Here is a 24,063-nt window from a genome sequence, read left to right as displayed (position 1 = left end):
GTGAGGTGACCGGGCCTTCACGCGAGCCCTAGTCTGCGCCAGTACATATGGCTGTTCGGATAGTTCCAGCCATCAAACCGGGCGATTGCCCTGGGGGGCTCATGCGTAGATCCAGAGGGCTGACTGCTGCCCTCGTCCTGTCACTGGCGGGTGCCGGCACCGGCATAGGGCTGGTGCTGATGCCGGAAGCGTCCGCCATCACCGCGCCGGTGGCGTTCACCGCCGACGAACTGCCGACCTGGCAGCCCAACGGCATCGTCTTCGCGATGGCCGAGGCGAACGGCACCGTGTTCGCGGGGGGCACCTTCTCGGCGGTCCGTCCGCCGGAGGGCGGCGCCGGCGCCGAGCAGGAAGCCGTGAACTTCGTCGCCCTCGACGCCGCGACGGGCAACCCCACCTCGTGCAAGCTCGCCTTCACCGTCGGCGACGGCACCGCGACCGTGCGGGCGCTGACCGTCTCGAAGGACAAGAAGACCCTCTACGCGGGCGGTTACTTCGGCGCCGTCAACGGCACGCCGGTCTCCAGCCTCGCCGCGATCGACATCGAGACCTGCACCCCCAAGGCCTCCTTCCACCCGGCCTTCCCCGCCACCGTGCGCGCGCTCGCCGTCACCGACGACACGCTGTACACGGGCGGCGACTTCGGCACCGTGGAGGGCCAGACCCGCGAGCGGTTCGCCGCGGTCGACGCCACCTCCGGTGAGGTCAAGCCCTTCACCGCCAACGCGGACGAGCCCGGCCGCGCCGTCGCGGTCACCCCCGACGGCAAGAACGTGCTGCTCGGCGGCGACTTCTTCTCGGTCAACGGCTCCAACACGCACGCCCTGGCCGTCGTCAACGCCACCACCGGCGCCGTCGCCAAGACGTACAGCACCATCCCGTCGAACTCGGTCGTCAAGACGATCGCGACGGACGACACCGGCTTCTACACGGGCAACGAGGGCTCCGGCGGCGGCGTCTTCGACGGCCGCATCGGCCTGCGCCTGTCCGACTTCAGCGAGAAGTGGCGCGACCGCTGCCTCGGCGCGACCCAGTGGGTCCTGCCCTACCAGGGCGTGCTCTACAGCTCCTCGCACGCGCACGACTGCAGCCTCAACGGCGAGTGGCCCGACGGCAAGCGCAACTTCCTGCTGGCCCAGCCGACGAACTACGAAGGCGCCGCCCCCGCGCCGGTGGACGGCTTCGTGGCGAGCCCGCGCAAGCTCGGCTGGCACCCCACCGCGAACGACGGCATCGGCGAGGGCATCGGCCCGCGCGTCATGGCCATCGCGGAGAAGAGCGACGTCAAGTACATGTGGGTCGGCGGTGAGTTCACCCTCATCAACGGCAAGGCCCAGCAGGGTCTGACGCGCTTCGCCTCCACCGGCGACGTCGGCGCCCCGACCACCCCGGTGGCCAGCGCCGCGAGCGTCAAGCCCGGCGAGGTCCAGGTCCGCTGGCGCACCAGCTACGACCAGGACGACAGCAAGCTGACGTACCGCATCTACCGCAACGGCTCGGCCACCCCGATCGCCACGGTGGTCGCGGACTCCGTCGAGTGGGAGCGCCCGCAGGCCTCCTGGACCGACACCACGGCCAAGGCCGGCCAGTCCTACACCTACCGCGTGACGGCCACCGACGGCGCCGGCAACACCAGCGCCCTGTCGGCCACCGCCTCCGTGACGGTCCCGGCCTCCGTCCAGGCGTACCCGAACCAGGTCCGCGCGGACGGCGCCAACCTGTACTGGCGCTACGACGACAGCGTCAGCCCGTACGTCGCCGACTCCTCGGTCTCGGGCAACACCAGCGGCCTCCAGGTGAACACCCCGGCCCTGCGCCAGACGCCCGGCGCGGTCTCCGGAGCCAGCACCGCCATGGGCTTCAACGGCACCAGCCAGCAGGTCTACAGCGACCACCGCCAGACGGTGGGCAGCACCTACACCATCGAGACCTGGTTCAAGACGAACACCACGCGCGGCGGCAAGCTGATCGGCTTCGGCAACAACACCACGCGCAACAGCGGGTCGTACGACAAGCAGATCTACATGACCAACACCGGTCGTCTGGTCTTCGGCGTCTACAGCGGCTCGACCCGCACCGTCTCCACCGGTCTGTTCGACACGTACAACGACAACAAGTGGCACCACGTCGTCGGCACCCAGGGTCCGGCCGGCATGGCGCTGTACGTGGACGGTCAGAACAAGGGCACGCTGAACGTCACGGACTCCCAGCAGTACGCGGGCTACTGGCACGTCGGCGGCGACAACCTCGCCAGCTGGCCGACCAGGCCGACCAGCAACTTCTTCGCCGGCCAGATCGACGAGACGGCCGTCTACCCGAAGGTGCTCACCGCGGCCCAGGTCAAGAGCCACTTCGACCTGGCCAAGACCGTCGCCGACACGGTCTCCAAGGTCACCGCGACCGAGGACACCTACATCAACCAGGGCGCTCCAAGCACGGCCAACGGCGCGGCCACCTCGCTCGCCGTCCGCGGCACCTCGTCGTACGAGACGTACCTGCGCTTCGACGTGCCGGCCGCGCCGGCCGGCACGGTCCTGAAGTCCGCCACGCTCCAGGTCAAGACCACGACCCAGACGGGCGCCGGTACGGCCGACACCGTGTCCGTGGTCCCGGTCACCGGCACGTGGAGCGGTACGAGCACGACCTTCAACAACAAGCCGACGCTCGGTACCACCCCGCTCGGCACGTTCGGGGCGATCCCGGACGGCTCGGCGATCCAGAGCACCCCGCTCGACACCGCCGCGGTCACCGCGGTGCTGGGCAGCAGCTACAGCATGGCCCTGACGAGCACGGGCACCGACCCGCTGTGGATCTGGTCCAAGGAGTCGACGGCGGCGGACGCCGCTCCGCAGCTCGTCCTCACCTTCGGCCCGAAGTAACCGCCTGACGGCATGCGGGGCCCGGCGCTCTTGCCGGGCCCCGCACGCCTGTCCCAACCGGCAAGTACGGGAGCTCCACTGATGTACCGACGCTCCGCAGCGGCTGCTGTTCTGCTGGCCGCCGCTCTGACCCTGACCGCCTGCAGCTCGGGCGGCGACGGAAAGGCCGACGCCGCGGCGGCGAAGCCCAAGCCGCCGGCCTCGTCGTCGGCGCCCGACCCCGCGGACTCCGCGCCGCCGCCCGTCTCGCCCGACGCGAAGCCCACGGGTCCCGTCCTCCCGGACGCGAAGCTCACTCCCAAGACGGGCAGCTTCAAGCCCAACGAGAAGCAGTACCTGAGCGGGCGCGTCCCGGAGAAGACGGACCCGGCGGCCGTCCTGCAGGGCGGCCAGGAGGCCTGCCAGCGGGTGGAGCGCACCGCCAAGCGCGACAAGGACGCGGCGACCGGCGCGATCATCGCCGGCGAGATCCCGGGTGCGAAGGACGCGATCACCTACCTGTGCCCGGAGCAGAAGCCGGTCCTGGCGGCGGCGGAGAAGGGCTTCGGCGACGGCACCCGCCCCGCTCCGGCGGCCGGCTCCTACCGCGCGCTGACCCAGAGCACGACCTGCACCTGGGAGGCCAAGGGCAAGGACGGCTCCGTCCTGGCCTCGGGCCCGGAAGCCCCGCCGAAGGCCGGTGACAAGATCACGGCGACGATCCCGTCGGGCGCCGCCGAGTTCACCTCCACCGGCTGCTACGCCTGGATCCCCGCGTAGGCGCCCACCGCTCCCCGTACGACGACGCCGCCCCCGAGCCCGAACCACGGGCCGGGGGCGGCGTTTTCATGTGCCCTCCCCGGGTAGCCGCGGGGTCAGACATCCACGACTGCGGAGGCGGATCACATGGGAGGCATCGGCGGCTGCATCGCGCTGATCGTGGTGGGGGCCATCCTCACCTTCGCGACGGATTGGGACATGGAGAGCGTCAACCTCGACGTCGTCGGCCTGATCATGATGGCGGCCGGCGCCATCGGCCTCGCCGTCTACGCGAGCGTCTTCAAGCGGCGCCGCGCGGCGGCCCTCCCGGTGGTGGACGAGACCCGCCGCGAGCTGTAGCGCCTCAGCGGCGGGCCGCCTCGTAGACCGGGAGCAGCGTGTCCAGGACCGCGTCCATCGAGAAGGACTGCCCGGCCAGCTTGCGGGCGGCCAGCGAGGCGGAGGCGTTGGCCGCGGGGTCCAGCAGCGCGAGGACCGCCGCCGCCACGCCCGCCGGTCCGGGGTCCACGGCCCGGCCCGCGCCCGCCGAAGCGATGTCCCTGGCCAGACCGTTGGAGTGGGTGACCACCGGCGGCACGCCCACCGCCAGGGCCTCCAGCACCGACATCGGGAACGGCTCGTCCACCGAGGGCAGCACGTAGACGTGCGCCCGGCGCAGCTCCGCGAGCACCTGCGCCGCGGACAGCGCCCCCGGGACGGTGAAGTGCGCACCGAGGCCGAGCTCCGCGATGCGCGCCCGGACCGCGGACAGCTCCCCCTCGTCCGGCCCGGCCACCACGAACTCCGCGTCCGGGTGCGCCGCCAGGACCGCCGGGGCCGCGTCCACGAAGTCCACCGGCCGCTTGCGGGCCTGCAGGCGCGCCGAGTACAGGATGCGCGGCGGCCCCGACGGGGCGGGGCGCTCCTCCTGCGCGGGCGTGCCGTTCACCAGCCGGACCGCCCCGGCGAGCGGGTGGCCGACCACCGCGTCCAGGCCCTCGCGTTCGTACGGGGTCAGGTACAGCACGGCGTCGGCGCCGCGCAGCACCCGGCGCACGGCCACCGCGTCCAGCACCTTGGCCAGCAGCTTCCCGCTCGGGTCGACCATCCCGTGGGTCTGCAGCGCCAGCGGCCTGCCGGCCCGCAGCGCTGCGAGCGCCACCGGCAGCGTCACCAGGTCCCGCGCCAGGTGGACATGGACCACGTCCGCGTCCCGCACCAGCCGGCCCGCCGAGGCCAGCAGGGCCGGCGAGGTCATCCCGCTGAAGCCCAGCGGCAGCAGCCTGCGCGCCGGGAAGAGCCGCGCCGGGACCCCCTCGACCGAGGTAGGCCAGGGATCGGCGAAGCCCTCGCCCAGCGCCACCAGGCCCGCCTCGTGGCCGCGTGCGCGCAGCCCCTTGGCCAGGTTCAGCGCGACCCGCACCGGGCCGCCGAAGGCGTGCGAGGGGGAGTGCAGCGTAACGGCGTGCAGGACTCTCACTTGGGCTCCTCGACCGGGCGGCGCCGCCCGTCCGTCGTCTGCAGGGTCAGCGCGGGCAGGTCCCGGTGGACCACCGCTCCGGCGCCCGCCACCGCGCACCGGCCCACGGTCACACCGGCCAGCACGGTCGCCCGTACCGCCACCCACGCGCCGTCCTCGACGACGATCGGCGCGTTGCGGTAGCGGAAGTCGGCGGCCCGGTGGTCGTGCGAGCCGGTGCAGAGCATCGCCTCCTGGGAGACGCACACGTTCGCCCCGATGGTCACCGGCTCCAGGTTCAGCAGCCAGGCGCCCTCGCCGATCCAGGTGTGGTCCCCGACCGTCAGTTTCCACGGCCACAGCACCCGCACCCGGTGCCGGATCAGCACGCCCTCGCCGATCCGCGCGCCGAACGCCCTCAGCAGGGCCACCCGCAGCCGCGCCGGACAGAACCACGCCATGAACACCGTGTTCATCACGGCGAACCAGAGCGCCTGCGTCAGCAGCCCGCGCCCCTTGTCGTAGCCGGACAGCGTGAAGGCAGGAAGATCACGCACTGTCGCCCCTCGTTTCCACCCCGGACCGCGCCTCCCCGGGCGCAGACCGCTCAGACTAGACTGCGCGCGGACCAGGCACGCGGGGTGGGGGCAACAGTGGCAACGGATACACGGAAGCCCTCGGCCGCGCAGCCGCCACGACCCGCCATACCCGTGCGGGAGCCCGACGAGAGTCTGTGGGGCCGGGTCACCACCCCGCGCACCCTCCTCTCCCGCGCGCTCTCCGTCCCCCTGGCCCTCGGATTCACGGTCTTCCTGCCGCTGTTCGTCGCCGTCCAGACCGGGGCCGGCGTACGCGACGCGGCGTTCTGGCTCCAGCTCCTGCTCACCATGTACGCGGGCGCCCGGCTCTCGGCCATGGTGCTGACCAGCCGACGCAAGCTGCTCCAGGGCTCCTTCTGGCTCTTCGTCTACATGGCGATGGGGGTGGCCCCGCTGGCGCAGGCCGTCCTCGGCCAGGTCCCTACCCCGGTGGTCGGGCCCCGCTCCGACCTCACCGCCGCGATCGGCCTGGTGCTGCTCGGCTGTACGGCGTTCGACGTCGGCGTCCTGCTCGCCCGGCACCGGCCGACGGTCCGTGCGGGCGGCTCCCAGAAGGAACCGCGCCCGGTGATGGCCCACCGGCGCAGGCTCCAACTGCTGACGGTCCTGTCCTTCCTGTGCAGTGCGGCCTTCGTCATGAAGCTCGGCGGCCCGGCGGTGTTCTTCTCCAGCCGCCAGGAGATCATCGCCGGCATCCAGGAGGCGGGCGTCTCCAACGGCGACGGCCAGGCCGGCCAGGCCCTGCTGCGCGGCTTCGGGACCGTCCCGGCGCTGCTCGCCCTGCTGCTGTACACGCGCTGGCTGATCACCTCGAAGTACGCCCGCCGCAAGGTGTCGGTCATCGTCACCTGGGGGGCGCTGGCCCTGCTGAACCTGGTGGTCAACAACCCGATCTCGAACCCGCGGTACTGGTTCCTCACCGTCATGTTCGCGCTGCTGTTCACCGTCTTCCCGGTGAGCGCGGCGATGTACCGGGTGGCGCTGTCGATGGCCGTGGTGATCGCCCTGCTCGTGTTCCCGTTCGCGGACCGCTTCCGCTACGACGAGAAGAACTACAAGCCGGTCGAGACGACCTCCTTCCTGGAGCCGATGGCGCTGAAGGACTACGACCAGATCGGCATGTTCGCCAACACCATCACCTACTCGGACTCCGGTCCGGGCCACTTCTACGGGCGCCAGCTGGCCGGCTCCCTCTTCTTCGCCGTGCCCCGCGCCGTGTGGCCGGGCAAGCCGAAGGACACGGGCGTGATGATCGGCGAGTGGATGGGGACGGTCAACACCAACCTGTCCTCACCGATCTGGGCGGAGCTGTGGATCGACTTCGGCCCGCTGGGCATGGGGGCGGGCCTGCTGGGGATGGGTTACGCCGCCGCCCGCGTGGACCGCCGCTACGCCAAGCGCGCCACCCGCCGCTCGCCGCCGGGCAGCCTGATCTCCGTGGTGGTCCCGCTGGTCGCGGGCTACTCCTTCATCCTGCTGCGCGGCCCGCTGCTCCAGGCCTCGGGCCGCGTGGCCATTGCGGCCCTGTGCCTGGCCCTGGTGGCCACGTACCGCGCGGACAAGGGCACCACCCTGCGCTGAGTCAGGCGGCCGGGACCGGCTCCCCGGACGGCGCCGGGGCCTGCACGCGGGCCACGCGCAGCCAGGCCGCCGCGGCCTTGAGGGCCGAGCCCGCCGCGAGGCCCCACGCCGCCCCCGTGATGCCCCAGGCCGCGTAGCCGCCCAGCAGGAGGGCCACCGACAGCAGCGAGAACACCACCTGGAGGGAGAGCGTGGCCCGCGGGTTGAGCACCCGCAGGGTCAGCAGCGCGCACGTGCCCAGGCCCATCACCGCGTACTGGGCGCCCGTGGCCGGAAGGAGGGCGGCCGCCGCGGACCAGGTCTCGCCGAGCAGCCGGCGCCCCATCCGCTCGGGCAGCGCGCAGAGCACCGCCGCCCAGCCCGCGCCGAGCACCGCCAGCACGCCGCCCAGCAGAACGGTCAACCGCACCACGCCCCGCTTGCCGCGGGCCCGCCCCACCACCGGCGGGCCGAACGCGTTCGCCGAGTTGAACAGCACGTTCAGCGGCCCGAACAGGGTCGTCGCCCCGCGCAGCGCGCCCACCGCCAGCGGTGTCGCGAAGACGCCCAGGCCCAGCACGGCCAGCTGGCTGGAGCCGTTGCCCACCGCGAACTCGACCACGAACCGCTGCCCGAGGTGGCCGCGGCGCAGATACGGGCGCAGATCGGCCCGCGCCCCGCGCACGTACGGCCGCAGCAGCCACAGGCCCAGCCCGAGCGCCGGCAGCGCCGAGAGGCCCCACACCAGCACCAGCCGCCCCGCCGAGGCGCCTTCGGGCTGCACCGCCAGCGCGGCGACGACGCACACCAGCCGCACCGCGTCGGCGGCCAGGGCCCGCTCGGGCGTGCGCAGCGCGGAGAAGCAGTACCGCAGCCCGTCCTGGACGAGGACCAGCGGCAGGACGAGGCCGAGCGCGAGGAAGGCCCGGCCGGCGGCCCCGGGCAGAGCCAGGCCGACGAGGGCGAGCAGCGCCGCGGCGACGCCCGAGGCGGCGGCCGTGAAGCCCACCGCCGAACGGCACACCGCGGCCAGCCGGTCCCCGGCCTTCTCCAGCACCACCGTCTGGCCGACGTAGGCCATGTTCAGCCCGAGCAGCACGCTGAAGGCCACGTACACCATCGAGAAGTCGGCGAAGCCGGACGCCGTCGACAGCCGCGCGGCCAGCACCAGCACCAGGATGTTGGTGGCGCTGGAGGCGGCCTGGTCCAGGACCGAGGCGACGGCGGCGAGTCCGCGCCCGCTCACCGCCGGCCCATGCGGACCGTGCGCAGCGCCACGGTGTCGGTGCCGTCACCGGGGATGTGCTGCTCCGGCTCGGCCGGCTGGCGCGACAGCGGCTGCGGAGTGCCCGGCCGGGGACGCGGCGGGGCCGGCGGGGCACTCTTGCGCCCGCCGCGGCCCCCGCGGCCGCCGCGCTTCTCCTCCGCCAGCGGGGCGTGCAGCACGGCGCCGAGCACCGTGCCGCCCGCGCCGCTGATCAGCTCGCGGATCCGGATCAGGTCGGTGCGGTGCACGGCGCGCGGATCGCAGACGACGAGCACGCCGTCGACGCGGTCGACGAGGGCGAGGGCGTCGGCGTAGGAGAGCACGGGCGGCGCGAGGACGACGACCGTGGAGTTGGGCGAGTCGGCCTCGGAGATCAGTCGGGTGGCGCGCGGGCTGGTCAGCGCGCGGGCCACGTTGCGCGCCTGCTCGCCCGGGATCAGGTCGAAGGCGCCCGACTCCCCGGCGTCCACGACGAGCTGGCGGCCGTCGGGCCACTCGGAGTCGGCCTGCGCCGCGGGGTGCCCGCCGCCGGACGCGCCGCCCGGGGCCTGGCTCCACCGGGGCCGGCCGCCCGCGTCGGTGGGCAGCTGGCTGGCCAGCACCGGCGTGCGCAGGTCCGCCTCGATGAGCAGGACGTCCTTGCCGGTCTCGGCGAAGGAGGCGGCCAGGTTCACGGCCACGGCGGCGGCGATCTCGCTGCTGCCGCGCGGGGCGACCACCAGCAGCCGGCGCCGGTCGGCGAAGCGGGAGTCGTAGGCGAGCCGGAAAGCGACCGAGCGGAACTCCTCGGCGAGGCGCGGGTCCTCCTCCCCGGCCGCGAGCAGTGGTCCGCCGGCGCTCTTGTCCCGCGGCAGCGAGCCGAGCACGGGGGCGCGCAGGGCCCGGGCGACATCGCCCTCGGAGCGCGGGGCGGGGTCGAAGACGAGCCGGACCCAGGCGGCGAGGAGGCCGAGGGCGAGTCCCACGGCCGCGCCGAGCGCGAGCGACATGGGGATGCCCGGCCCGTCGGAGTCGCCGGGCGGGGTCGCGGCGCTGGTGACCCGGCCCGGGGCCATGTCGAGGGCCTGCAGCTTGGCGATGTTGCTGTTGAGCGTGTTGACCTTGCTCTGCAGGTCGGTCTTGGAGGAGTACGCCGCGTCGCGCGCCGGGCCGGCGGGCATGGCGTTGATCTGCCGGACGAGTTCGTCGAGCTGCTTGGACACCGGGTCGCGCTGCTCCTGGTAGCCCTTGACCATCTTGTCGCGCGTGACGTCGAGGGACTCCTGGCGCTTGAGGAGGTACGCCTCGCTCATCGCGTTGGCCCGCTTCGCGGCCTCCTTGGGGGAGGACGCGGTGTAGGTGAAGCGGAGCACCATGGTCTGCGGCGGGTTGGTCACCTGGAGGCCGGTGCGCAGCCCGGAGAAGTCCTTCGCGGACACGCCGAGCTTCTTCGCGGCCTCGTTGGCTATGGAGGAGCTGAGCGCGACCTGCCGCTCCGAGCCGATGTTGATCGCCTTGTCGGGGGCGAGGCTCGGGTTGAACGGGTCGTCGGTGGGCGCGCGCAGCACCACGTCCGCGGTCGCGACGTAGGTGTCGGCCGTGGAGATGCCGAGGTAGACGCCGCCCAGCAGCCCGACCCCGATCCCGGCGCCGATCAGCCGTCGGTAGCGCAGGAGCTGGCGGAACTGGTCCCTGAGGAGGTCGGGTTCGTCCTCGGCCGGGACCGCTGCGGGGCGGTTCGTCTCGATCACGGCTGCGGACCCCCAAGTGCTTCGTCTATCAGTGCGTCGATGCGGGCCAGCCCCGCGTCACGGCTCAGGTGCGCCGCCACGTGCCGGGGCCCGGCCGCCCCGAGCGCGTCTGCGCCCTCGGGGTCCTCGGCCAGGGCCCGTACGGCCTTGAGCAGGGCGTGGGGGTCCTCCGGCGGTACGAGCACCCCCGCGCCCGAACGTTCCACTTCCTGGGCGGTACCGCCCTGCGCCGCGACGGAGGCGACGACGGGCCGGCCGGCCTGGAAGTACGAGGTCAGTTTGGACGGCACGCTCATGTCGAGCACGGCCGCGTGCTGCGTCACGGCGAGCACGTCCGCCGCGGCGAGGATATCGGGGAACTCTCCGTCGGCGGCAGGGGGGATGATGTCCAGGTTCGGCACGTCGGCTGCCAGGTCGGCGAGGGCGGCGCGCTGGCTGCCGTCCCCCATGAGGACGAAGCGGACGCTCTCGTCCAGCCGGGCCGCGCCGACGAGCACTTCGAGGCCCTGCTTGAGGCCCATGTTCCCGGAGTGCAGCACGACCGTCTGGCCGGGGGCCCAGCCGAGGTGGCGGCGGGTCTCGCCGCGCGGCTTCGTGGGCTGGGGGACGTGGGACCAGTTGGGCACCAGGCGGATCTTCCCCGGGTCCACGCCCATGCCGACCACCCGGTCGACGAAGGTCTCGTGGATCACGCCGACGAGGGTGGCGCGCCCCAGGGCGTAGGCCTCGGCGCGGCCGGCGACCGCGGCCGCCTTGTCGCCGCCGCTGATCCCGCTCTGGGCGGCGGCGGCGCCCATCAGGTCCTGGACGACCGGGACGTAGGGGACTTTCCACTTGGCCGCGAGCCGGGCGGCCAGCACGCCGCCGGCCAGGCTGGGCATCTGGGCCATGACGGCGTCCGGCCGGGGCATCCGGGGCGGGGCCACGGTGCCGTGCAGCAGAATCGATCCTTCGAACAGGGCCCGCTTCACGGCGGTCTGGCGCGGCGGCACGGTGTGCGCACGCCGGTGCACGGTGACCCCCGCGCGCCGTTCCGTGCGCCGCAGCGCCCCCTTGTACTCCGGCTCCAGCGACCACGAGGGGTAGTGCGGCATACCGGCGAGGACGTGCGTCTCGTGGCCGAGATCCGCCCAGTGCTCCGCGATCTGGGTGGCGTACGGCCCAATCCCCGCGTGCTCGGGAGCGTAGTTCGTGGAAACCAGCAGGAGCCGCCGGTGACCGGATCTCGACACGTAAAGTCCCCTTCTCCCCAGGATGATGCCCCCGTCACCCTATTCGTTCACCGGCAGGGTGCAGAACGTGCACGCTATTGTCTGCTAATCCGCTGCACCGGGGGGTGTGGCCGCTGGGGGGTAACTCATGACGGAGCAGGACATGTCCGACCTTGGCGCACCTGGGCGCAGGCCGTATCGAGTCGGGTATGCCCCGGGTGCCTACGATCTGTTCCATATCGGGCATCTCAACATCCTGCGCCATGCCCGCAGTCAGTGCGACTACCTGGTGGCCGGAGTGGTCTCCGACGAGATGGCCGAACTGGCCAAGGGCCGCCGCCCGATGATCCCGCTCGTCGAGCGGCTGGAGATCGTGCGCAGCGTGAAGTACGTGGACGCCGCGTTCGTCGAGACGGTCCCCGACAAGGTGGAGACCTGGAAGCAGGTCCGCTTCGACGTGATCTTCAAGGGCGACGACTGGCGGGGCACCCCCAAGGGCGACAAGCTGGAGCAGGACTTCGCCGCCGTCGGGGTCGACGTCGTGTACTTCCCCTACACCGTGCACACCTCCAGCACCCAGCTGCGCCGGGCGCTGGACGCCCTCGCCGAACCGGTCGCCGAGCCGTTCACCGCGGAACGGCGCTGAGCTCCCGGAACCACTTCGCGAGGAACGCCAACAGGAACAGTGCGGCGACGGCGCCGAGCCCCGCGTACGCCCAGCGGAACAGCTCGCCGCCGCCGAGCAGCAGGAACACCAGGCAGAACACGCCGTAGTCCACCGGCAGCAACGCCACCGCACGCAGGGTCGACGGCGCGGCGGCCGCGCTCCCCGGAGCCGGCCTGGGCTTGAGCTTCTCGGTCAGCAGCCCCCCGAAGAAGGTGACGACCGAGGCGAACTGGAAGCCCAGCGGCACCAGCAGCCAGCCGTCCCCGCCCGTCCCGTAGGCCTCCGGGAAGCGGTGGAAGGCGATCAGCACGCAGGTGTGCAGGGCGGTCAGCTTGGCGCAGTCCACCACGTGGTCCAGCCATTCGCCCGCCGCGCTGCCGCCTCCGCGCAGCCGCGCCAGCTGGCCGTCGGCCGAGTCGAAGGCGAAGCCGACCGCGAGGGCGGCCCAGACGGCGGCCCCGAGGCCCCAGGAGGGCGCGGCGAGTGCGACCGCCGCCACGGCGGCGAAGCTGAAGGCCGCACTGACGAGCGTCACCTGGTTCGGGGTCAGGCCGAGGCCGTACGAGACGGCGGCCAGGTAGCGGCCCGCGGGCCGGTTGACGTACCGCGAATAGAGCGACACGCCCTTCGCCGACTTCTGCGCCCCGCGCAGCTCCCGCAGTGCAGTCCCGACCCTCGCCATGCGTACCCCTGATCCCTGCGACATCACACGTGTGTCCAGGTGCACGTGTGTACGAGGGCCACATCATCGCAGGGCGGACGCGGGCTCCCGCCCCCGAGCGGTCCGTACGTCCGAGAGCAGCAGGACGCAGAGGTTCGCGGCGGCGGTGAGCACGGCCGCGGCCAGCAGCGGAGCGGTGGTTCCGGTCACCGCTGCCAGCGGCGCCGCCACCGCGAGCCCGAGGGGGCGGGCGGCGAAGGAGATCAAGGTGTCGAAGGAGCCGACCCGGCCGAGGGACTCCGCCGGCACGCGCAGCTGGATCTCGGTCTCCCACAGCGGGCTGAGCAGCCCGACGCCGCCCATGCCGACGAAGTACGCGGCCGCGGCCACCGGCAGGGGCAGGCGCAGCCCGAGCGCGGCGAGGGCCGGGGCGAAGGCCGCGGAGGCCGTCGCCACCCATACCAGCGGCCGCCGCACCGGCAGCCGGCCGGCGGCCCAGGCCCCGGCGAGCAGGCCGACCGTGCCGGCCTGGGCGATCAGCACCCAGGCGCCCTCGCCGCCGAGCGACTCCACGGCGATCAGCGGGCCGAGGGTCAGCAGCAGCCCGGCCGCCAGGTGCCAGACCCCGTGGGCCAGCACGTTGGCGAGGAACCAGGGGTGCCGGCGGGTCTCCGCCCACCCCGCCCGCAGTTCCGCGCCGAAGCCGGGCCGGCCCGCCGCGTCCCCGCTCCGGCGCTCCGGGGTGCGGATGCCGCCGAGGGTGAGGGCCGAGGCGGCGAACAGGGCGCCGGTCAGCAGTGAGGACCAGCCCGGCCCGACGGCCAGCATCAGCGCGCCCGCGGCGGCCGGCCCGGCGATCGAGGCGAGCCCCTGGGCCACCATCAGCCGGGAGTTGGTCCGCAGCCGGTCCGGCCCGGCGGCCACCGCGGCCACCAGGGTGCGGGCCGAGGGGTTGCCGAAGGCCACGGCGGCTCCCGTGAGCGCCGCCAACGCCGCGAGGGCGGGTATCCGTACCGGCCCCGCCCACAGCAGTACGCCCGTGCCGGCCTGCGCGGCGGCCCGGACGAGGTCGGCCGCGAGCACGACCCGCCGGGGCGGGAAGCGGTCCGCGGCCACGCCCGCGACGGGCAGCAGCACCAGCATGGGCAGCATCTCGGCGGCGAGCACCAGTCCGAGGTCGCCGGCGGTGCCGTCGCGGACCACCGCCAGGGTGAGGGTGGTCGGGATCAGCGCGGTGGCGAAGGCGGCGCAGGTGCGGCCGGAGAGCAGCCGGAAGATCGTCGGGGTCATGGCCGGAAGGTAATTCGCCGACGAATGATTCGTCAACGAAATATATCGGTGCCGACCGCCTGCCGCCGGGCGATAATGCGGGCATGGAGGAGCCAGCGGGACCGGCGTCGCGCACGTCGCGCACCAGACACGCGCCCGGAGCGGCGGCGGGTGCGCGGACGTCCGCCACGGACCGCACGCGGTCCGCGGCCCGGCCCCGGGCGGCCGCACGGGACGAGGCGCACGCCGCGGACGCCGCGGATGCCGAGGACTCAGTCGACCGGCACATCGCACGGTGGAGCGGCAAAGTGCCCTTCGACGTGCTCACCGAGGCCGTCATCACCCGGATCCAGCTGCTCGCCAAGCACGTCGGACACGGCAAGGAGCGCGCCCTCGCCGAGACCGGCCTGCAGGCCTTCGAGTTCGAGACCCTGCACCGGCTCGCCTCCCGCGGCGCCCCCTGGCGGGCCCCGTCCGCCGAACTCGCCGCCGAACTGCTGCTCTCCCCGGCCGGGATGACCGGCCGCCTCGACACCCTGGAGAAGTCCGGGCTGATCCGCCGGGTGCGCCCCGCCGGGGACCGCCGCCGGGTCGACGTCGAGCTGACCACCGAGGGCCACCGGCGCTGGACCGAGGCGATGCGCTGGCGCGCGGTCGCCGAGGCGGAGATGGTCGAGCCCCTCGGCGAAGCCGAACGCGAGGCCCTGGCCGCCCTCCTGAAGCGGATGCTGCTGCACGTCGAGGCCCGGTAGCCGGCCGCCACCGCACAGCCCGTCGGGCCGGCGCCCCGGGCCCGGCAGGTCCGGGCCCGGCCCCGCAGGCCCTCAGCTGCGCACGCGCAGCAGCTGCACCGACCGCGCCGGGACCGTCAGCGTCTGCCCGCCCCGGTGCAGGGTGCCGGGCGGGGCGGCCTGGTCCTCCCGCGAGGTGTCCAGCACCAGTTCGTACTCAGCCGCCCACGGAGGGCCCGGCAGCACCCACGGCACCGGCCGGTCCCCGGCGTGCAGCAGCGTCAGGAAGCTGTCGTCGCTCACCTGCCGGCCCCGCTCGTCGCGGCCCGGGATGTCCCGGCCCGACAGGTACATCCCCAGCGCGGCCGCCGGCGCGTACCAGTCCCGCTCCGTCATCTCCGTACCGGCCGGAGTGAACCAGGCCAGGTCCCGCAACCCGTCGGCGCCCTGCGGCCGCCCCGAGAAGAACGCCCGCCGGCGCAGCACCGGATGCGCCTGGCGCAGCGCCACCAACCGGGAGGCCAGCGCGAACAGCTCCCGCCAGACCGGATCCTCCAGCAGCGACCAGTCCACCCAGCCCGTCTCGTTGTCCTGGCAGTAGGCGTTGTTGTTGCCGCCCTGGGTCCGGCCGAACTCGTCGCCCGCGACCAGCATCGGCACCCCGGTCGACAGCAGGAGGGTGGTCAGCAGGTTGCGCAGCTGCCGCCGCCGCAGCCCCCCGATCCGGGCGTCGTCCGTCTCGCCCTCCGCCCCGCAGTTCCAGGACCGGTTGTCGTGGGTGCCGTCCCGGTTCCCCTCCCCGTTGGCCTCGTTGTGCTTGCGCTCGTACGAGACCAGGTCGCGCAGGGTGAAACCGTCGTGCGCCGTCACGAAGTTCACCGACGCGTACGGCCGCCGCCCGCCCCACGCGTACAGGTCGCTCGACCCCGACAGCCGGTACCCCAGGTCCCGTACGTCGGGCAGCGCGCCCCGCCAGAAGTCCCGGACCGCATCCCGGTACCGGTCGTTCCACTCCGTCCACAGCGGCGGGAACGCCCCCACCTGGTAGCCGCCCGAGCCCACGTCCCACGGCTCCGCGATCAGCTTGACCCGGCGCAGCACCGGGTCCTGGGCGATCACCGCGAGGAACGGCGAGAGCATGTCCACGTCGTGCATCGAGCGGGCGAGCGCCGCGGCCAGGTCGAAGCGGAAGCCGTCCACCCCCATCTCCGTCACCCAGTAGCGCAGCGAGTCGGTGATCAGGCGCAGCACGTGCGGGCGCCCCGCGTGCAGGGTGTTCCCGCAGCCCGTGTAGTCGGCGTAGCGACGCTGGTCGGACTGGAGCCGGTAGTAGCCCCGGTTGTCGATCCCGCGCAGCGACAGCGTCGGGCCCAGCTCCCCGGCCTCCGCCGTGTGGTTGTACACCACGTCGAGGATGACCTCGATCCCGGCGGCGTGCAGCGCCCGGACCATCCGCTTGAACTCGCCGACCTGCTGACCGGCCGTACCGGAGGAGGAGTACCCGGCGTGCGGGGCGAAGTAGCCGATCGAGTTGTAGCCCCAGTAGTTGCGCAGCCCCTTGCGCAGCAGGTGGTCCTCGTGCGCGAACTGGTGCACCGGCAGCAGCTCGACCGCCGTCACCCCGAGCCGGGTCAGGTGCTCGACCGCCGCCGGATGGGCGAGCCCCGCGTACGTGCCGCGCAGTTCCTCGGGGACGCCCGGATGGCGCATGGTGAACCCGCGCACGTGCAGCTCGTAGATCACCGAGTCGGCCCACGGGGTCTTCGGCCGGACGTCGTCGGCCCAGTCGTCGTCATCGTGGACCACGACCCCCTTGGGCACGAACGGGGCGGAGTCCTGGTCGTCGCGGACCGTGTCCGCGATGTACTGCTGGGGCCAGTCGCGCACGTGCCCGTACATCTGCGGGGGCAGGACGAAGTCCCCGTCCACCGCCCGTGCGTACGGGTCCAGCAGCAGCTTCGCCGGATTGAACCGGGCGCCCGTCCACGGGTCCCAGCGGCCGTGCACCCGGAACCCGTACCGCTGCCCGGGGCGCACGCCCGGGAGGAAGCCGTGCCAGATCTCGTGCGTGAGCTCGGTGAGCGCGCACCGGGTCTCGGTGCCCTCCGCGTCGAAGAGGCAGACCTCCACCGCCTCCGCGCCCTGGGCCCACAGCGCGAAATTGGTGCCGGCCGTGCCGTCGGGGCCGTTGTGGAAGCGGGCCCCCAGGGGGTGCGAGGATCCGGGCCACACCGCGGGGCCCGGACGCGCCGAGGCCCGTAAGGCCGGCCGGCCGGTGACCTGGGGGAGGGGCGGCGCGGCGCCCTTGCCCCGCACCCCGTTCCCGGCGGCCGCGGGATACGCGGCGACGACGGCGTCCACGGCCTCGGCCGCGGTGACGGCCCCGGCCGCGTTCACGGCATCCACGGCATCCACGGCCTCCATGGCGTTCGCGGCCTCCACGGCCTCCACGACGGCGGGTTCCACCGCCTCTTGCTCGGCTGCGCTCGACACTGCCCGCCTCCACGGCTCCTGGGTACCGTCGGGGAGGGAGTGCGGTCCCGGGCGTCCCGGCCCGGGTCCGCCCCCGTCTGGTCCTTCCCACTGTTCTGCCCGGACAGTTCTGCCCGGAACGTGCCCCGCCCTCACGTTTCCCCCGGAGGGGGCCGGTCGTTGGAGGGATCGTGACACTTCTGACGAGGCGGGCAGGGGCGGGATTGGCCGCCGTGGCGGCATGGGCGGGCCTCCTGGGCGGACTGGCCGGCTGCACGGGGGGCGGCGGATCGCCGGTCGAGATCCAGCTGCCCGGCAAACCCCGGTCGCCGGACGAGGCCATCCGGATCACCCCGGAGGACAACGCCAAGGGCGTCCCCGCGGACGGCCCGCTCACCGTCAGGGTGCCCGAGGGCCGGCTGGAGCGGGTCGTGGTCACCAAGGTCGAGGACGCCCAGGAGGAGAAGGTCCCGGGCGCGATCGCCGCCGACGGCCTGAGCTGGAGCCCCGACCCGGCCCACGGCCGGCTCGCGCTCGCCGCCAAGTACACCGTGGACGCGGTCGCCCTCGACGGGCACAACCGCCGCCAGGCCCGCCACACCACCTTCACCACCTACGTCCCCGAGGAGCGGTTCATCGGCTACTTCAAGCCCGAGAACCGCTCCACCGTCGGCACCGGCATGATCATCTCCTTCAAGTTCAACCGGTCCATCGAGAACCGCGCCGACGTCGAGCGCGCCATCACCGTCACCTCGGAACCCGCCGTCGAGGTGGTGGGCCACTGGTTCGGCCGCGAACGCCTCGACTTCCGGCCGAAGCAGTACTGGAAGCCCGGCACCGAGGTCACCGTGAAGATGAGCCTGCGCGACGTCCAGGGCGCCCCCGGCTCCTACGGCATCCAGCACAAGACCATCGCCTTCACGGTCGGCCGCTCCCAGGTCTCCACCGTGGACGCGGCCGCGCACACGATGGAGGTCCGCCGCGACGGGCAGCTCGTCTCCACCCTCCCCATCACCGCGGGCGCACCCAAGAGCACCACCTACAACGGGAAGATGGTGGTCATGGAGATGTTCGACGTCACCCGCATGAACGGCCAGACGGTGGGCTTCGGCGGCGAGTACGACATCCCCGACGTGCCGCACGCGCTGCGGCTCACCACCTCCGGGACCTTCCTGCACGGCAACTACTGGGCCAGCCCGGACACGTTCGGCTCCACCAACGTCAGCCACGGCTGCGTCGGGCTGCGCGACGACAAGGGCGGCGGCTCGGACACCCCCGCGGGCTGGTTCTTCGACCGGACCCTGATCGGGGACGTGGTGGAGGTCGTGAACTCCCAGGACAAGACCGTCGCCCCCGACAACGGACTGGGCGGCTGGAACATGTCCTGGGCGAACTGGGTCGCCGGCTCCGCCGTCAGCTGACCGGCGGCGGGCCGGCCGGTCCGGGCCCCGATTCTTGGTGCGGAACGGTGACATGACCGTTTCTCTTCGTGATCCCTGCATGTGATTTCCTGTCGGCAAGCGCGCGACTGTCCGCGCGCGGGGGACATGGGGAGATACAGAGTGAACGTGCAGCCGATACGCGGCCGCGCCCGCCGCACCGGCCTGCCGGCCCTCCTGCTCGGAGCGGCCCTGCTGCTCACCAGTGCGTGCAGCGGCGGTGGCACCAACGGCGGGGGCGGAGGCGGCGACAACGCCGGTGGCGGAGGGGGCGGCAAGACCGGCACCGAGGCGTCCAAGGCCGTGGTCAGCATCAAGCCGGACGACGGCTCCAAGGAGGTCGCGACCAGCGGCGTCCTGAAGATAACCAGCACCGGCGGCAAGCTCACCACGGTGACCGTCGCCGACACCAAGGGCAACGCCGTGGAAGGCAAGCTCGCCGCGGACGGCGCGAGCTGGGAGCCGGCCCGGAACCTGGCGTCCGCCACCGAGTACAAGGTGCACGCGGTCGCGAAGGACGAGGCGGGCCGGGAGTCCGCCAAGGACACCACGTTCACCACCCTCACCCCCACCAACACCTTCGTGGGCCACTACACGCCCGAGGACGGCGAGACCGTCGGCGTGGGCATGCCGGTGTCGATCAACTTCAGCCGCGGCATCACCAACACCGAGGCCGTCGAGAAGGCCATCACGGTGACGGCCGAGCCGTCCGTACCGGTCGAGGGCCACTGGTTCGGCAACGACCGCCTCGACTTCCGCCCCGAGAAGTACTGGGCCGCGGGCACCAAGGTCACCGTGAAGATCGCCCTCGACGGCGTCGAGGGACGCCCCGGCGTCTACGGCAAGCAGACCCGCACGGTCAACTTCACCATCGGCCGCTCGCAGGTCTCCACCGTCGACGCGAGCGAGCACACGATGCAGGTCGTCCGTGACGGCCAGGTGCTCAAGAACCTCCCGATCACCGCGGGCGCCCCGTCGACGACCACCTACAACGGGCAGATGGTCATCAGCGAGAAGTACAAGGTGACCCGGATGAACGGCGCGACCGTCGGCTTCGGCGGCGAGTACGACATCTCCGACGTCCCGCACGCCATGCGCCTGTCGAACTCGGGCACCTTCGTCCACGGCAACTACTGGGCCTCCTCCGGCACCTTCGGCTCCGAGAACGTCAGCCACGGCTGTGTCGGCCTCAAGGACGTCCGCGGCGCGGGCGACGGCAACCAGCCCGCCGCGTGGTTCTTCAACGAGTCGCTGATCGGCGACGTGGTCATCGTGAAGAACTCCAAGGACAAGCAGATCGCCCCGGACAACGGCCTCAACGGCTGGAACATGGACTGGGCGGAGTGGATCAAGTAGCCACGTCGAGCGCGTGGCGCAGGTGGCCCGGTGCTGTGACCCACAGCACCGGGCCACCTTGCGTTAACCGGCGCTAACCTTCCCCGTATGACCATCTCTCTCGAAGTCTCCGAAGGCGTCGGCACCATCCGCCTGGACCGGCCGCCCATGAACGCCCTGGACATCGCCACCCAGGACCGGCTGCGCGAGCTCGCGGTGGAGGCCACCGAGCGCGCCGATGTCCGTGCGGTGATCCTCTACGGTGGCGAGAAGGTGTTCGCGGCCGGCGCGGACATCAAGGAGATGCAGACGATGGACCACGCGGCGATGGTCGCCCGGTCCCGCGGACTGCAGGACGCCTTCACCGCCGTGGCCCGGATCCCCAAGCCGGTCGTCGCCGCCGTCACCGGCTACGCCCTCGGCGGCGGCTGCGAGCTGGCGCTGTGCGCCGACTTCCGGATCGCCGCGGACAACGCCAAGCTCGGCCAGCCCGAGATCCTGCTGGGCCTGATCCCGGGAGCCGGCGGCACCCAGCGGCTGTCCCGGCTGATCGGCCCGTCCAAGGCCAAGGACCTCATCTTCACCGGCCGCATGGTCAAGGCGGACGAGGCGCTCACCCTCGGGCTCGTGGACCGCGTCGTGCCCGCCGCCGAGGTCTACGAGCAGGCCCACGCATGGGCCGCCAAGCTCGCCCAGGGGCCGGCCCTCGCGCTGCGCGCCGCCAAGGAGTGCGTGGACGCCGGCCTGGAGGCCGACATCGACACCGGCCTGACCATCGAACGCAACTGGTTCTCCGGCCTGTTCGCCACCGAGGACCGCGAGCGCGGTATGCGCAGCTTCGTCGAGGAAGGCCCCGGCAAGGCCAAGTTCCTCTGAGCCGGGGGGAATCGGCCGGGCACCGCCCGCTGACCGGTTCCTTCCTGGGAGTGGATTAGCCAGGCCTTAAAGGACCCTTAAGGCAGGCTGGTGATCCACTCAGGGTGATCGTCCCCTCGCCGGGTGTCATCGCAGGTCAACCCGGTTCACGCGGGGTCCGGTTGCCTCATGCATATGACGGGACGCCCCCTCGGCGGCATCGGCTCCGGGGGGTGTTTTCCCGCGGAACGGCCCGGGCGGGCGGGCCGGCCGTCCATGATGGGTGCATGGCGGGCCTGGAGGGTGTGGAACAGCCGCGGCAGCGCAACAGCGCTTCCGCCGTACGGCTGACGGCGGCGTTCGAGGACGAACAGGGCCTCAAGGCGCTGGAGTTGTACGGCAATCCCGCCGAGGCGGAAGTGACGCTGCCGTCCATGCCCGAGTCGGCGAGCACCGCGCGCCGGCTGACCCAGTGCGTGGTGATCCGCCTCTGGGGTTTCTCCCCGCAGATCGCCGAACACACCGTCCTGCTGGTCTCCGAACTCGTCGGCAACGCGGTGCGCCACACCGGGGCCCGGTCCTTCGGTCTGCGGATGGTGCGCCGGCGCGGCTGGATCCGGGTCGAGGTGCGCGATCCCTCCCGCGGCCTCCCGTGCCTGATGCCGGTCCAGGAGCTGGACACCACCGGGCGGGGGCTCTTCCTCGTCGACAAGCTGTCCGACCGCTGGGGCGCCGACCTGCTGCCGCGCGGCAAGATCACCTGGTTCGAGATGCGGGTGGCCGACCGCTGAGCCCCGGTACGCCAGAAGCCCCCGTTCGCCGATGGTGGGGCGTCGTGGGGGCTTCATGGGTGCGCCGAGGATCGAAGGGGGTGTGATCCTCGGCGTGGCGACTCCGCTCGGGTCAATGGGGAAGCCGTGATTCCGACTATGGCAGACGGGCGAGCAAACGCCAAAAGTCCCAACTTGGACATAAGTGTGCATATCCTAAGAGTTTCCACCTAAATCCTAGGTGAGGTCAGCCACTCACCTCGCAATCCATGAATGACTATCCACCGCTGTGCGTAAATCGTTGATCGCATAGCGAACCGATCACTCATCCGGACCCATCCGGCAAACATCCCGAATTGGGTCAATCATTACCTCTTGGGTCATCCGCCCCTTAAATGGGCAGGTGCTCTGCTACCCGGACCGCCGATCAGCTCTCCGCGCGGGCGTGACGGTCGCCGCCGGCGCCCTCACCGCCGCATGCGGGACGGGCACCCGCACCCCGTCGGACCCGGCCCCCACGCCCGCCGACCGCGCAGCGCCCCCCGAGCCCGGCCGGGCCCAGGCCCCCGCCCCGGCTCCCGCCCCGCGCCGGTTCCCCGGGCAGCCCGTCGAGATCGCCCACGGCCCGCGCGAGCGCTCCCGGGTCGCCCTCACCTTCCACGGCAACGGGGACCCCGCCACCGCCCGCGCCGTCCTCGCCGAGGCCGAGAAGGCCGGCGCCCGGGTCACCGTCCTGGCCGTCGGCAGCTGGCTCGACGCCCATCCCGACCTGGCCCGCCGGGTCCTGGACGGCGGCCACGAGCTCGGCAACCACACCCAGCGCCACCTCGCCGTCAACGCGATGCCCGAAGCGGAGGCCTATGCCGAGATCACCGGCTGCGCCCAGCGGCTCAAGCGGCTCACCGGCTCCATCGGCACCTGGTTCCGCCCCTCGCAGACCCAGTACGCCACCCCGCTCGTCCGGAAACTGGCCCAGCGGGCGGGTTACCCGCACGTCCTCTCGTACGACGTGGACTCCCTCGACTTCACCTCGCCCGGCGCCGCGGCCGTCATCCGCACCGTCACCGGGACGATCCGCAGCGGATCGGTGGTGAGCCTGCACTTCGGCTACGCGGACACGGTCGACGCGATGCCGTCCCTCCTCGAAGAACTCGCGCGCCGCAAGCTGCGCGCGGTGACCACCACGGAGCTGCTGACCTCATGACGACCACCCGCCTTCCCCGGAAGGCCACCGTGCTGCTGGCCGGTCTGGTCCTCGCCGCCCTGGCCGGCTGCGGATCGGCCGACAAGGGCCCCGCCGAGGCGCTCGGCTCCGAAGCGCCGGCCCTGCCGCCCGCCAAGGCCGTACCGGCGGATCCGCCGGGACTGGCCGGAATGCCACCCCTGCTCGACCCCCACGACGTGTACGCGGCCGACCGGCCGAACCAGCTCTCCCCGGTGGTCAAGAACTTCCCCTCGCGCGTCTACGTGCCGAACACCGCCTCCAACACGGTGTCCGTCATCGACCCGCAGACCTACAAGGTCATCGACACCATCCCGGTCGGCGTCCAGCCACAGCACGTGGTGCCCTCCTGGGACCTGAAGACCCTCTGGGTCAACAACAACCGGGGCCACACCCTCACCCCGATCAACCCCGCCACCGGCGAGGCCGGCGCGCCCGTCGAGGTCCACGACCCGTACAACCTCTACTTCACGCCCAACGGCAAGTACGCGGTCGTGATGGCCTCCATGGACCGCGAACTCGTCTTCCGCGACCCGCACACGATGAACCGGGTGAAGACCGTCCCGGTGACCTGCCTCGGCGTCAACCACGCGGACTTCTCCGCCGACGGCCGCTACTTCATCGTGAGCTGTGAGTTCTCCGGCGAGCTGCTCAAGGTCGACACCGAGAAGATGGAGGTCATCGGCCAGCAGAAACTGCCATTCGAGGGAGCGATGCCGCAGGACGTGAAGGTCTCCCCGGACGGAAAGACCTTCTACGTCGCGGACATGATGGCGCACGGCATGTGGGTGCTCGGCGGCGACGCCTTCGACACCCCGAAGCTGCTCCCCACCGGCAAGGGCTGCCACGGCCTCTACGTCAGCCGCGACTCGAAGGAGATGTACATCTCCAACCGCGGCGAGGGCAGCATCTCCGTCTTCGACTTCACGCAGAAACAGCTCACCAAGAAATGGCAGCTGCCGGACGGCGGCAGCCCCGACATGGGCGGCGTCTCCGCCGACGGCAAGGTGCTCTGGCTCTCCGGCCGCTACAACTCCGAGGTCTACGCCGTCGACACGGCCACCGGCCAACAGCTCGCCCGCATCCGCGTCGGCGGCGGCCCCCACGGCCTGGCCGTCTACCCGCAGCCCGGGCGCTACTCCCTCGGGCACACCGGCATCTTCCGGTAGGACGGGCGCAGGACATGACGGTGCCCCGGG

Annotated in this window: 20 protein-coding genes; 12 read left to right on the top strand and 8 right to left on the bottom strand. The window is 72.5% G+C overall.

Going from position 1 to position 24,063, the window contains the following annotated elements; genetic code table 11:
- Positions 1–101 precede the first annotated feature (101 nt).
- From ABZ128_RS25575 to ABZ128_RS25565, 3 genes are all read left to right on the top strand, one after another.
- Positions 102–2,879 carry a LamG-like jellyroll fold domain-containing protein gene (locus tag ABZ128_RS25575; protein WP_356851149.1) on the top strand — a complete coding sequence of 926 codons (2,778 nt, stop codon included), beginning with the start codon at positions 102–104 and terminating at the stop codon, positions 2,877–2,879.
- Positions 2,880–2,960: 81 nt separating this feature from the next.
- Positions 2,961–3,638, top strand: coding sequence for a hypothetical protein (locus ABZ128_RS25570; RefSeq protein WP_356851148.1), 678 nt, complete (start codon positions 2,961–2,963; stop codon positions 3,636–3,638).
- Positions 3,639–3,764: 126 nt separating this feature from the next.
- Positions 3,765–3,977, top strand: coding sequence for a hypothetical protein (locus ABZ128_RS25565; protein WP_356851147.1), 213 nt, complete (start codon positions 3,765–3,767; stop codon positions 3,975–3,977).
- A 4-nt stretch (positions 3,978–3,981) separates the two neighbouring features.
- Here ABZ128_RS25565 and ABZ128_RS25560 read toward each other — a convergent pair whose 3' ends face one another.
- Both ABZ128_RS25560 and ABZ128_RS25555 read right to left on the bottom strand, forming a co-directional pair.
- The gene (locus ABZ128_RS25560) at positions 3,982–5,097 is read right to left on the bottom strand and encodes a glycosyltransferase (protein WP_356851146.1); all 1,116 of its coding nucleotides are present in this window, start codon (positions 5,095–5,097) and stop codon (positions 3,982–3,984) included.
- Positions 5,094–5,633 carry a WcaF family extracellular polysaccharide biosynthesis acetyltransferase gene (locus ABZ128_RS25555; protein ID WP_356851145.1) on the bottom strand — a complete coding sequence of 180 codons (540 nt, stop codon included), beginning with the start codon at positions 5,631–5,633 and terminating at the stop codon, positions 5,094–5,096. Before ABZ128_RS25555 ends, ABZ128_RS25560 begins: the two co-directional genes overlap by 4 nt.
- Before the next feature lie 153 nt (positions 5,634–5,786).
- Here ABZ128_RS25555 and ABZ128_RS25550 point away from each other — a divergent pair, with 153 nt between their 5' ends.
- Positions 5,787–7,256 (top strand): hypothetical protein, encoded by a 1,470-nt coding sequence (locus ABZ128_RS25550; protein ID WP_356851144.1) that lies wholly within the window; start codon positions 5,787–5,789, stop codon positions 7,254–7,256.
- Between the two features lies 1 nt (position 7,257).
- On the opposite strand, the gene ABZ128_RS25545 is transcribed toward ABZ128_RS25550, so the two are convergent.
- Genes ABZ128_RS25545 through ABZ128_RS25535 form a run of 3 tightly spaced genes read right to left on the bottom strand, consistent with a single transcriptional unit; the run spans position 7,258 to position 11,434 of the window.
- Positions 7,258–8,481, bottom strand: coding sequence for a hypothetical protein (locus ABZ128_RS25545; protein ID WP_356851143.1), 1,224 nt, complete (start codon positions 8,479–8,481; stop codon positions 7,258–7,260).
- Positions 8,478–10,232, bottom strand: a complete 1,755-nt coding sequence (locus ABZ128_RS25540; RefSeq protein WP_356851142.1) for a lipopolysaccharide biosynthesis protein — start codon at positions 10,230–10,232, stop codon at positions 8,478–8,480. Before ABZ128_RS25540 ends, ABZ128_RS25545 begins: the two co-directional genes overlap by 4 nt.
- The gene (locus ABZ128_RS25535) at positions 10,229–11,434 is read right to left on the bottom strand and encodes a glycosyltransferase family 4 protein (RefSeq protein WP_356851176.1); all 1,206 of its coding nucleotides are present in this window, start codon (positions 11,432–11,434) and stop codon (positions 10,229–10,231) included. The genes ABZ128_RS25540 and ABZ128_RS25535 overlap by 4 nt, the downstream gene beginning before the upstream one ends.
- A 172-nt stretch (positions 11,435–11,606) precedes the next feature.
- On the opposite strand from ABZ128_RS25535, the gene ABZ128_RS25530 reads away from it, so the two are divergent.
- The gene (locus ABZ128_RS25530; RefSeq protein ID WP_356851141.1) at positions 11,607–12,089 is read left to right on the top strand and encodes an adenylyltransferase/cytidyltransferase family protein; all 483 of its coding nucleotides are present in this window, start codon (positions 11,607–11,609) and stop codon (positions 12,087–12,089) included.
- Here the strand turns inward: ABZ128_RS25530 and ABZ128_RS25525 are convergent.
- Entirely contained in the window at positions 12,070–12,792 is a 723-nt protein-coding gene (locus ABZ128_RS25525; protein WP_356851140.1) for a CDP-alcohol phosphatidyltransferase family protein, read from the bottom strand. The two genes, ABZ128_RS25530 and ABZ128_RS25525, sit on opposite strands and share 20 nt — an antisense overlap.
- Before the next feature lie 63 nt (positions 12,793–12,855).
- On the bottom strand, positions 12,856–14,061 hold the full coding sequence (locus ABZ128_RS25520) for an MFS transporter (RefSeq protein WP_356851139.1): 1,206 nt from the start codon (positions 14,059–14,061) through the stop codon (positions 12,856–12,858).
- Between the two features lie 287 nt (positions 14,062–14,348).
- On the opposite strand from ABZ128_RS25520, the gene ABZ128_RS25515 reads away from it, so the two are divergent.
- The gene (locus tag ABZ128_RS25515) at positions 14,349–14,792 is read left to right on the top strand and encodes a MarR family transcriptional regulator (protein WP_356851138.1); all 444 of its coding nucleotides are present in this window, start codon (positions 14,349–14,351) and stop codon (positions 14,790–14,792) included.
- Positions 14,793–14,864: 72 nt separating this feature from the next.
- Here ABZ128_RS25515 and glgX read toward each other — a convergent pair whose 3' ends face one another.
- Complete coding sequence (gene glgX / locus ABZ128_RS25510; protein ID WP_356851137.1) at positions 14,865–17,264, bottom strand: glycogen debranching protein GlgX; 2,400 nt, start codon at positions 17,262–17,264, stop codon at positions 14,865–14,867.
- Between the two features lie 179 nt (positions 17,265–17,443).
- On the opposite strand from glgX, the gene ABZ128_RS25505 reads away from it, so the two are divergent.
- From ABZ128_RS25505 to ABZ128_RS25480, 6 genes are all read left to right on the top strand, one after another.
- Positions 17,444–18,664 (top strand): Ig-like domain-containing protein, encoded by a 1,221-nt coding sequence (locus ABZ128_RS25505; RefSeq protein ID WP_356851175.1) that lies wholly within the window; start codon positions 17,444–17,446, stop codon positions 18,662–18,664.
- 147 nt (positions 18,665–18,811) lie between these two features.
- On the top strand, positions 18,812–20,038 hold the full coding sequence (locus tag ABZ128_RS25500; protein WP_356851174.1) for an Ig-like domain-containing protein: 1,227 nt from the start codon (positions 18,812–18,814) through the stop codon (positions 20,036–20,038).
- Between the two features lie 87 nt (positions 20,039–20,125).
- Positions 20,126–20,893, top strand: a complete 768-nt coding sequence (locus ABZ128_RS25495; protein WP_356851136.1) for an enoyl-CoA hydratase-related protein — start codon at positions 20,126–20,128, stop codon at positions 20,891–20,893.
- Between the two features lie 266 nt (positions 20,894–21,159).
- Positions 21,160–21,663: an ATP-binding protein gene (locus ABZ128_RS25490; RefSeq protein ID WP_356851135.1), complete on the top strand. Its 504-nt coding sequence runs from the start codon at positions 21,160–21,162 to the stop codon at positions 21,661–21,663.
- 382 nt (positions 21,664–22,045) lie between these two features.
- On the top strand, positions 22,046–22,846 hold the full coding sequence (locus tag ABZ128_RS25485; RefSeq protein WP_356851134.1) for a polysaccharide deacetylase family protein: 801 nt from the start codon (positions 22,046–22,048) through the stop codon (positions 22,844–22,846).
- Complete coding sequence (locus ABZ128_RS25480) at positions 22,843–24,033, top strand: YncE family protein (protein WP_356851133.1); 1,191 nt, start codon at positions 22,843–22,845, stop codon at positions 24,031–24,033. Before ABZ128_RS25485 ends, ABZ128_RS25480 begins: the two co-directional genes overlap by 4 nt.
- The last annotated feature ends 30 nt before the right edge of the window (positions 24,034–24,063 follow it).

This window comes from Streptomyces sp. NPDC006326, from assembly GCF_040612915.1.
In the GTDB taxonomy this organism is placed as follows: domain Bacteria; phylum Actinomycetota; class Actinomycetes; order Streptomycetales; family Streptomycetaceae; genus Streptomyces.
The sequence above is the reverse complement of the archived record's forward strand: the minus strand, read 5'-3'. Positions and strand labels throughout refer to the sequence as shown.

Bases quoted from the DNA above. Each gene is read 5' to 3' on its own strand.
- ABZ128_RS25480 (WP_356851133.1), top strand. From the start codon at position 22,843: ATGACGACCACCCGCCTTCCCCGGAAGGCCACCGTGCTGCTGGCCGGT.
- ABZ128_RS25570 (WP_356851148.1), top strand. From the start codon at position 2,961: ATGTACCGACGCTCCGCAGCGGCTGCTGTTCTGCTGGCCGCCGCTCTG.
- ABZ128_RS25520 (WP_356851139.1), bottom strand. From the start codon at position 14,061: ATGACCCCGACGATCTTCCGGCTGCTCTCCGGCCGCACCTGCGCCGCC.
- ABZ128_RS25490 (WP_356851135.1), top strand. From the start codon at position 21,160: ATGGCGGGCCTGGAGGGTGTGGAACAGCCGCGGCAGCGCAACAGCGCT.
- ABZ128_RS25575 (WP_356851149.1), top strand. From the start codon at position 102: ATGCGTAGATCCAGAGGGCTGACTGCTGCCCTCGTCCTGTCACTGGCG.
- ABZ128_RS25530 (WP_356851141.1), top strand. From the start codon at position 11,607: ATGTCCGACCTTGGCGCACCTGGGCGCAGGCCGTATCGAGTCGGGTAT.
- ABZ128_RS25565 (WP_356851147.1), top strand. From the start codon at position 3,765: ATGGGAGGCATCGGCGGCTGCATCGCGCTGATCGTGGTGGGGGCCATC.
- ABZ128_RS25525 (WP_356851140.1), bottom strand. From the start codon at position 12,792: ATGGCGAGGGTCGGGACTGCACTGCGGGAGCTGCGCGGGGCGCAGAAG.
- ABZ128_RS25495 (WP_356851136.1), top strand. From the start codon at position 20,126: ATGACCATCTCTCTCGAAGTCTCCGAAGGCGTCGGCACCATCCGCCTG.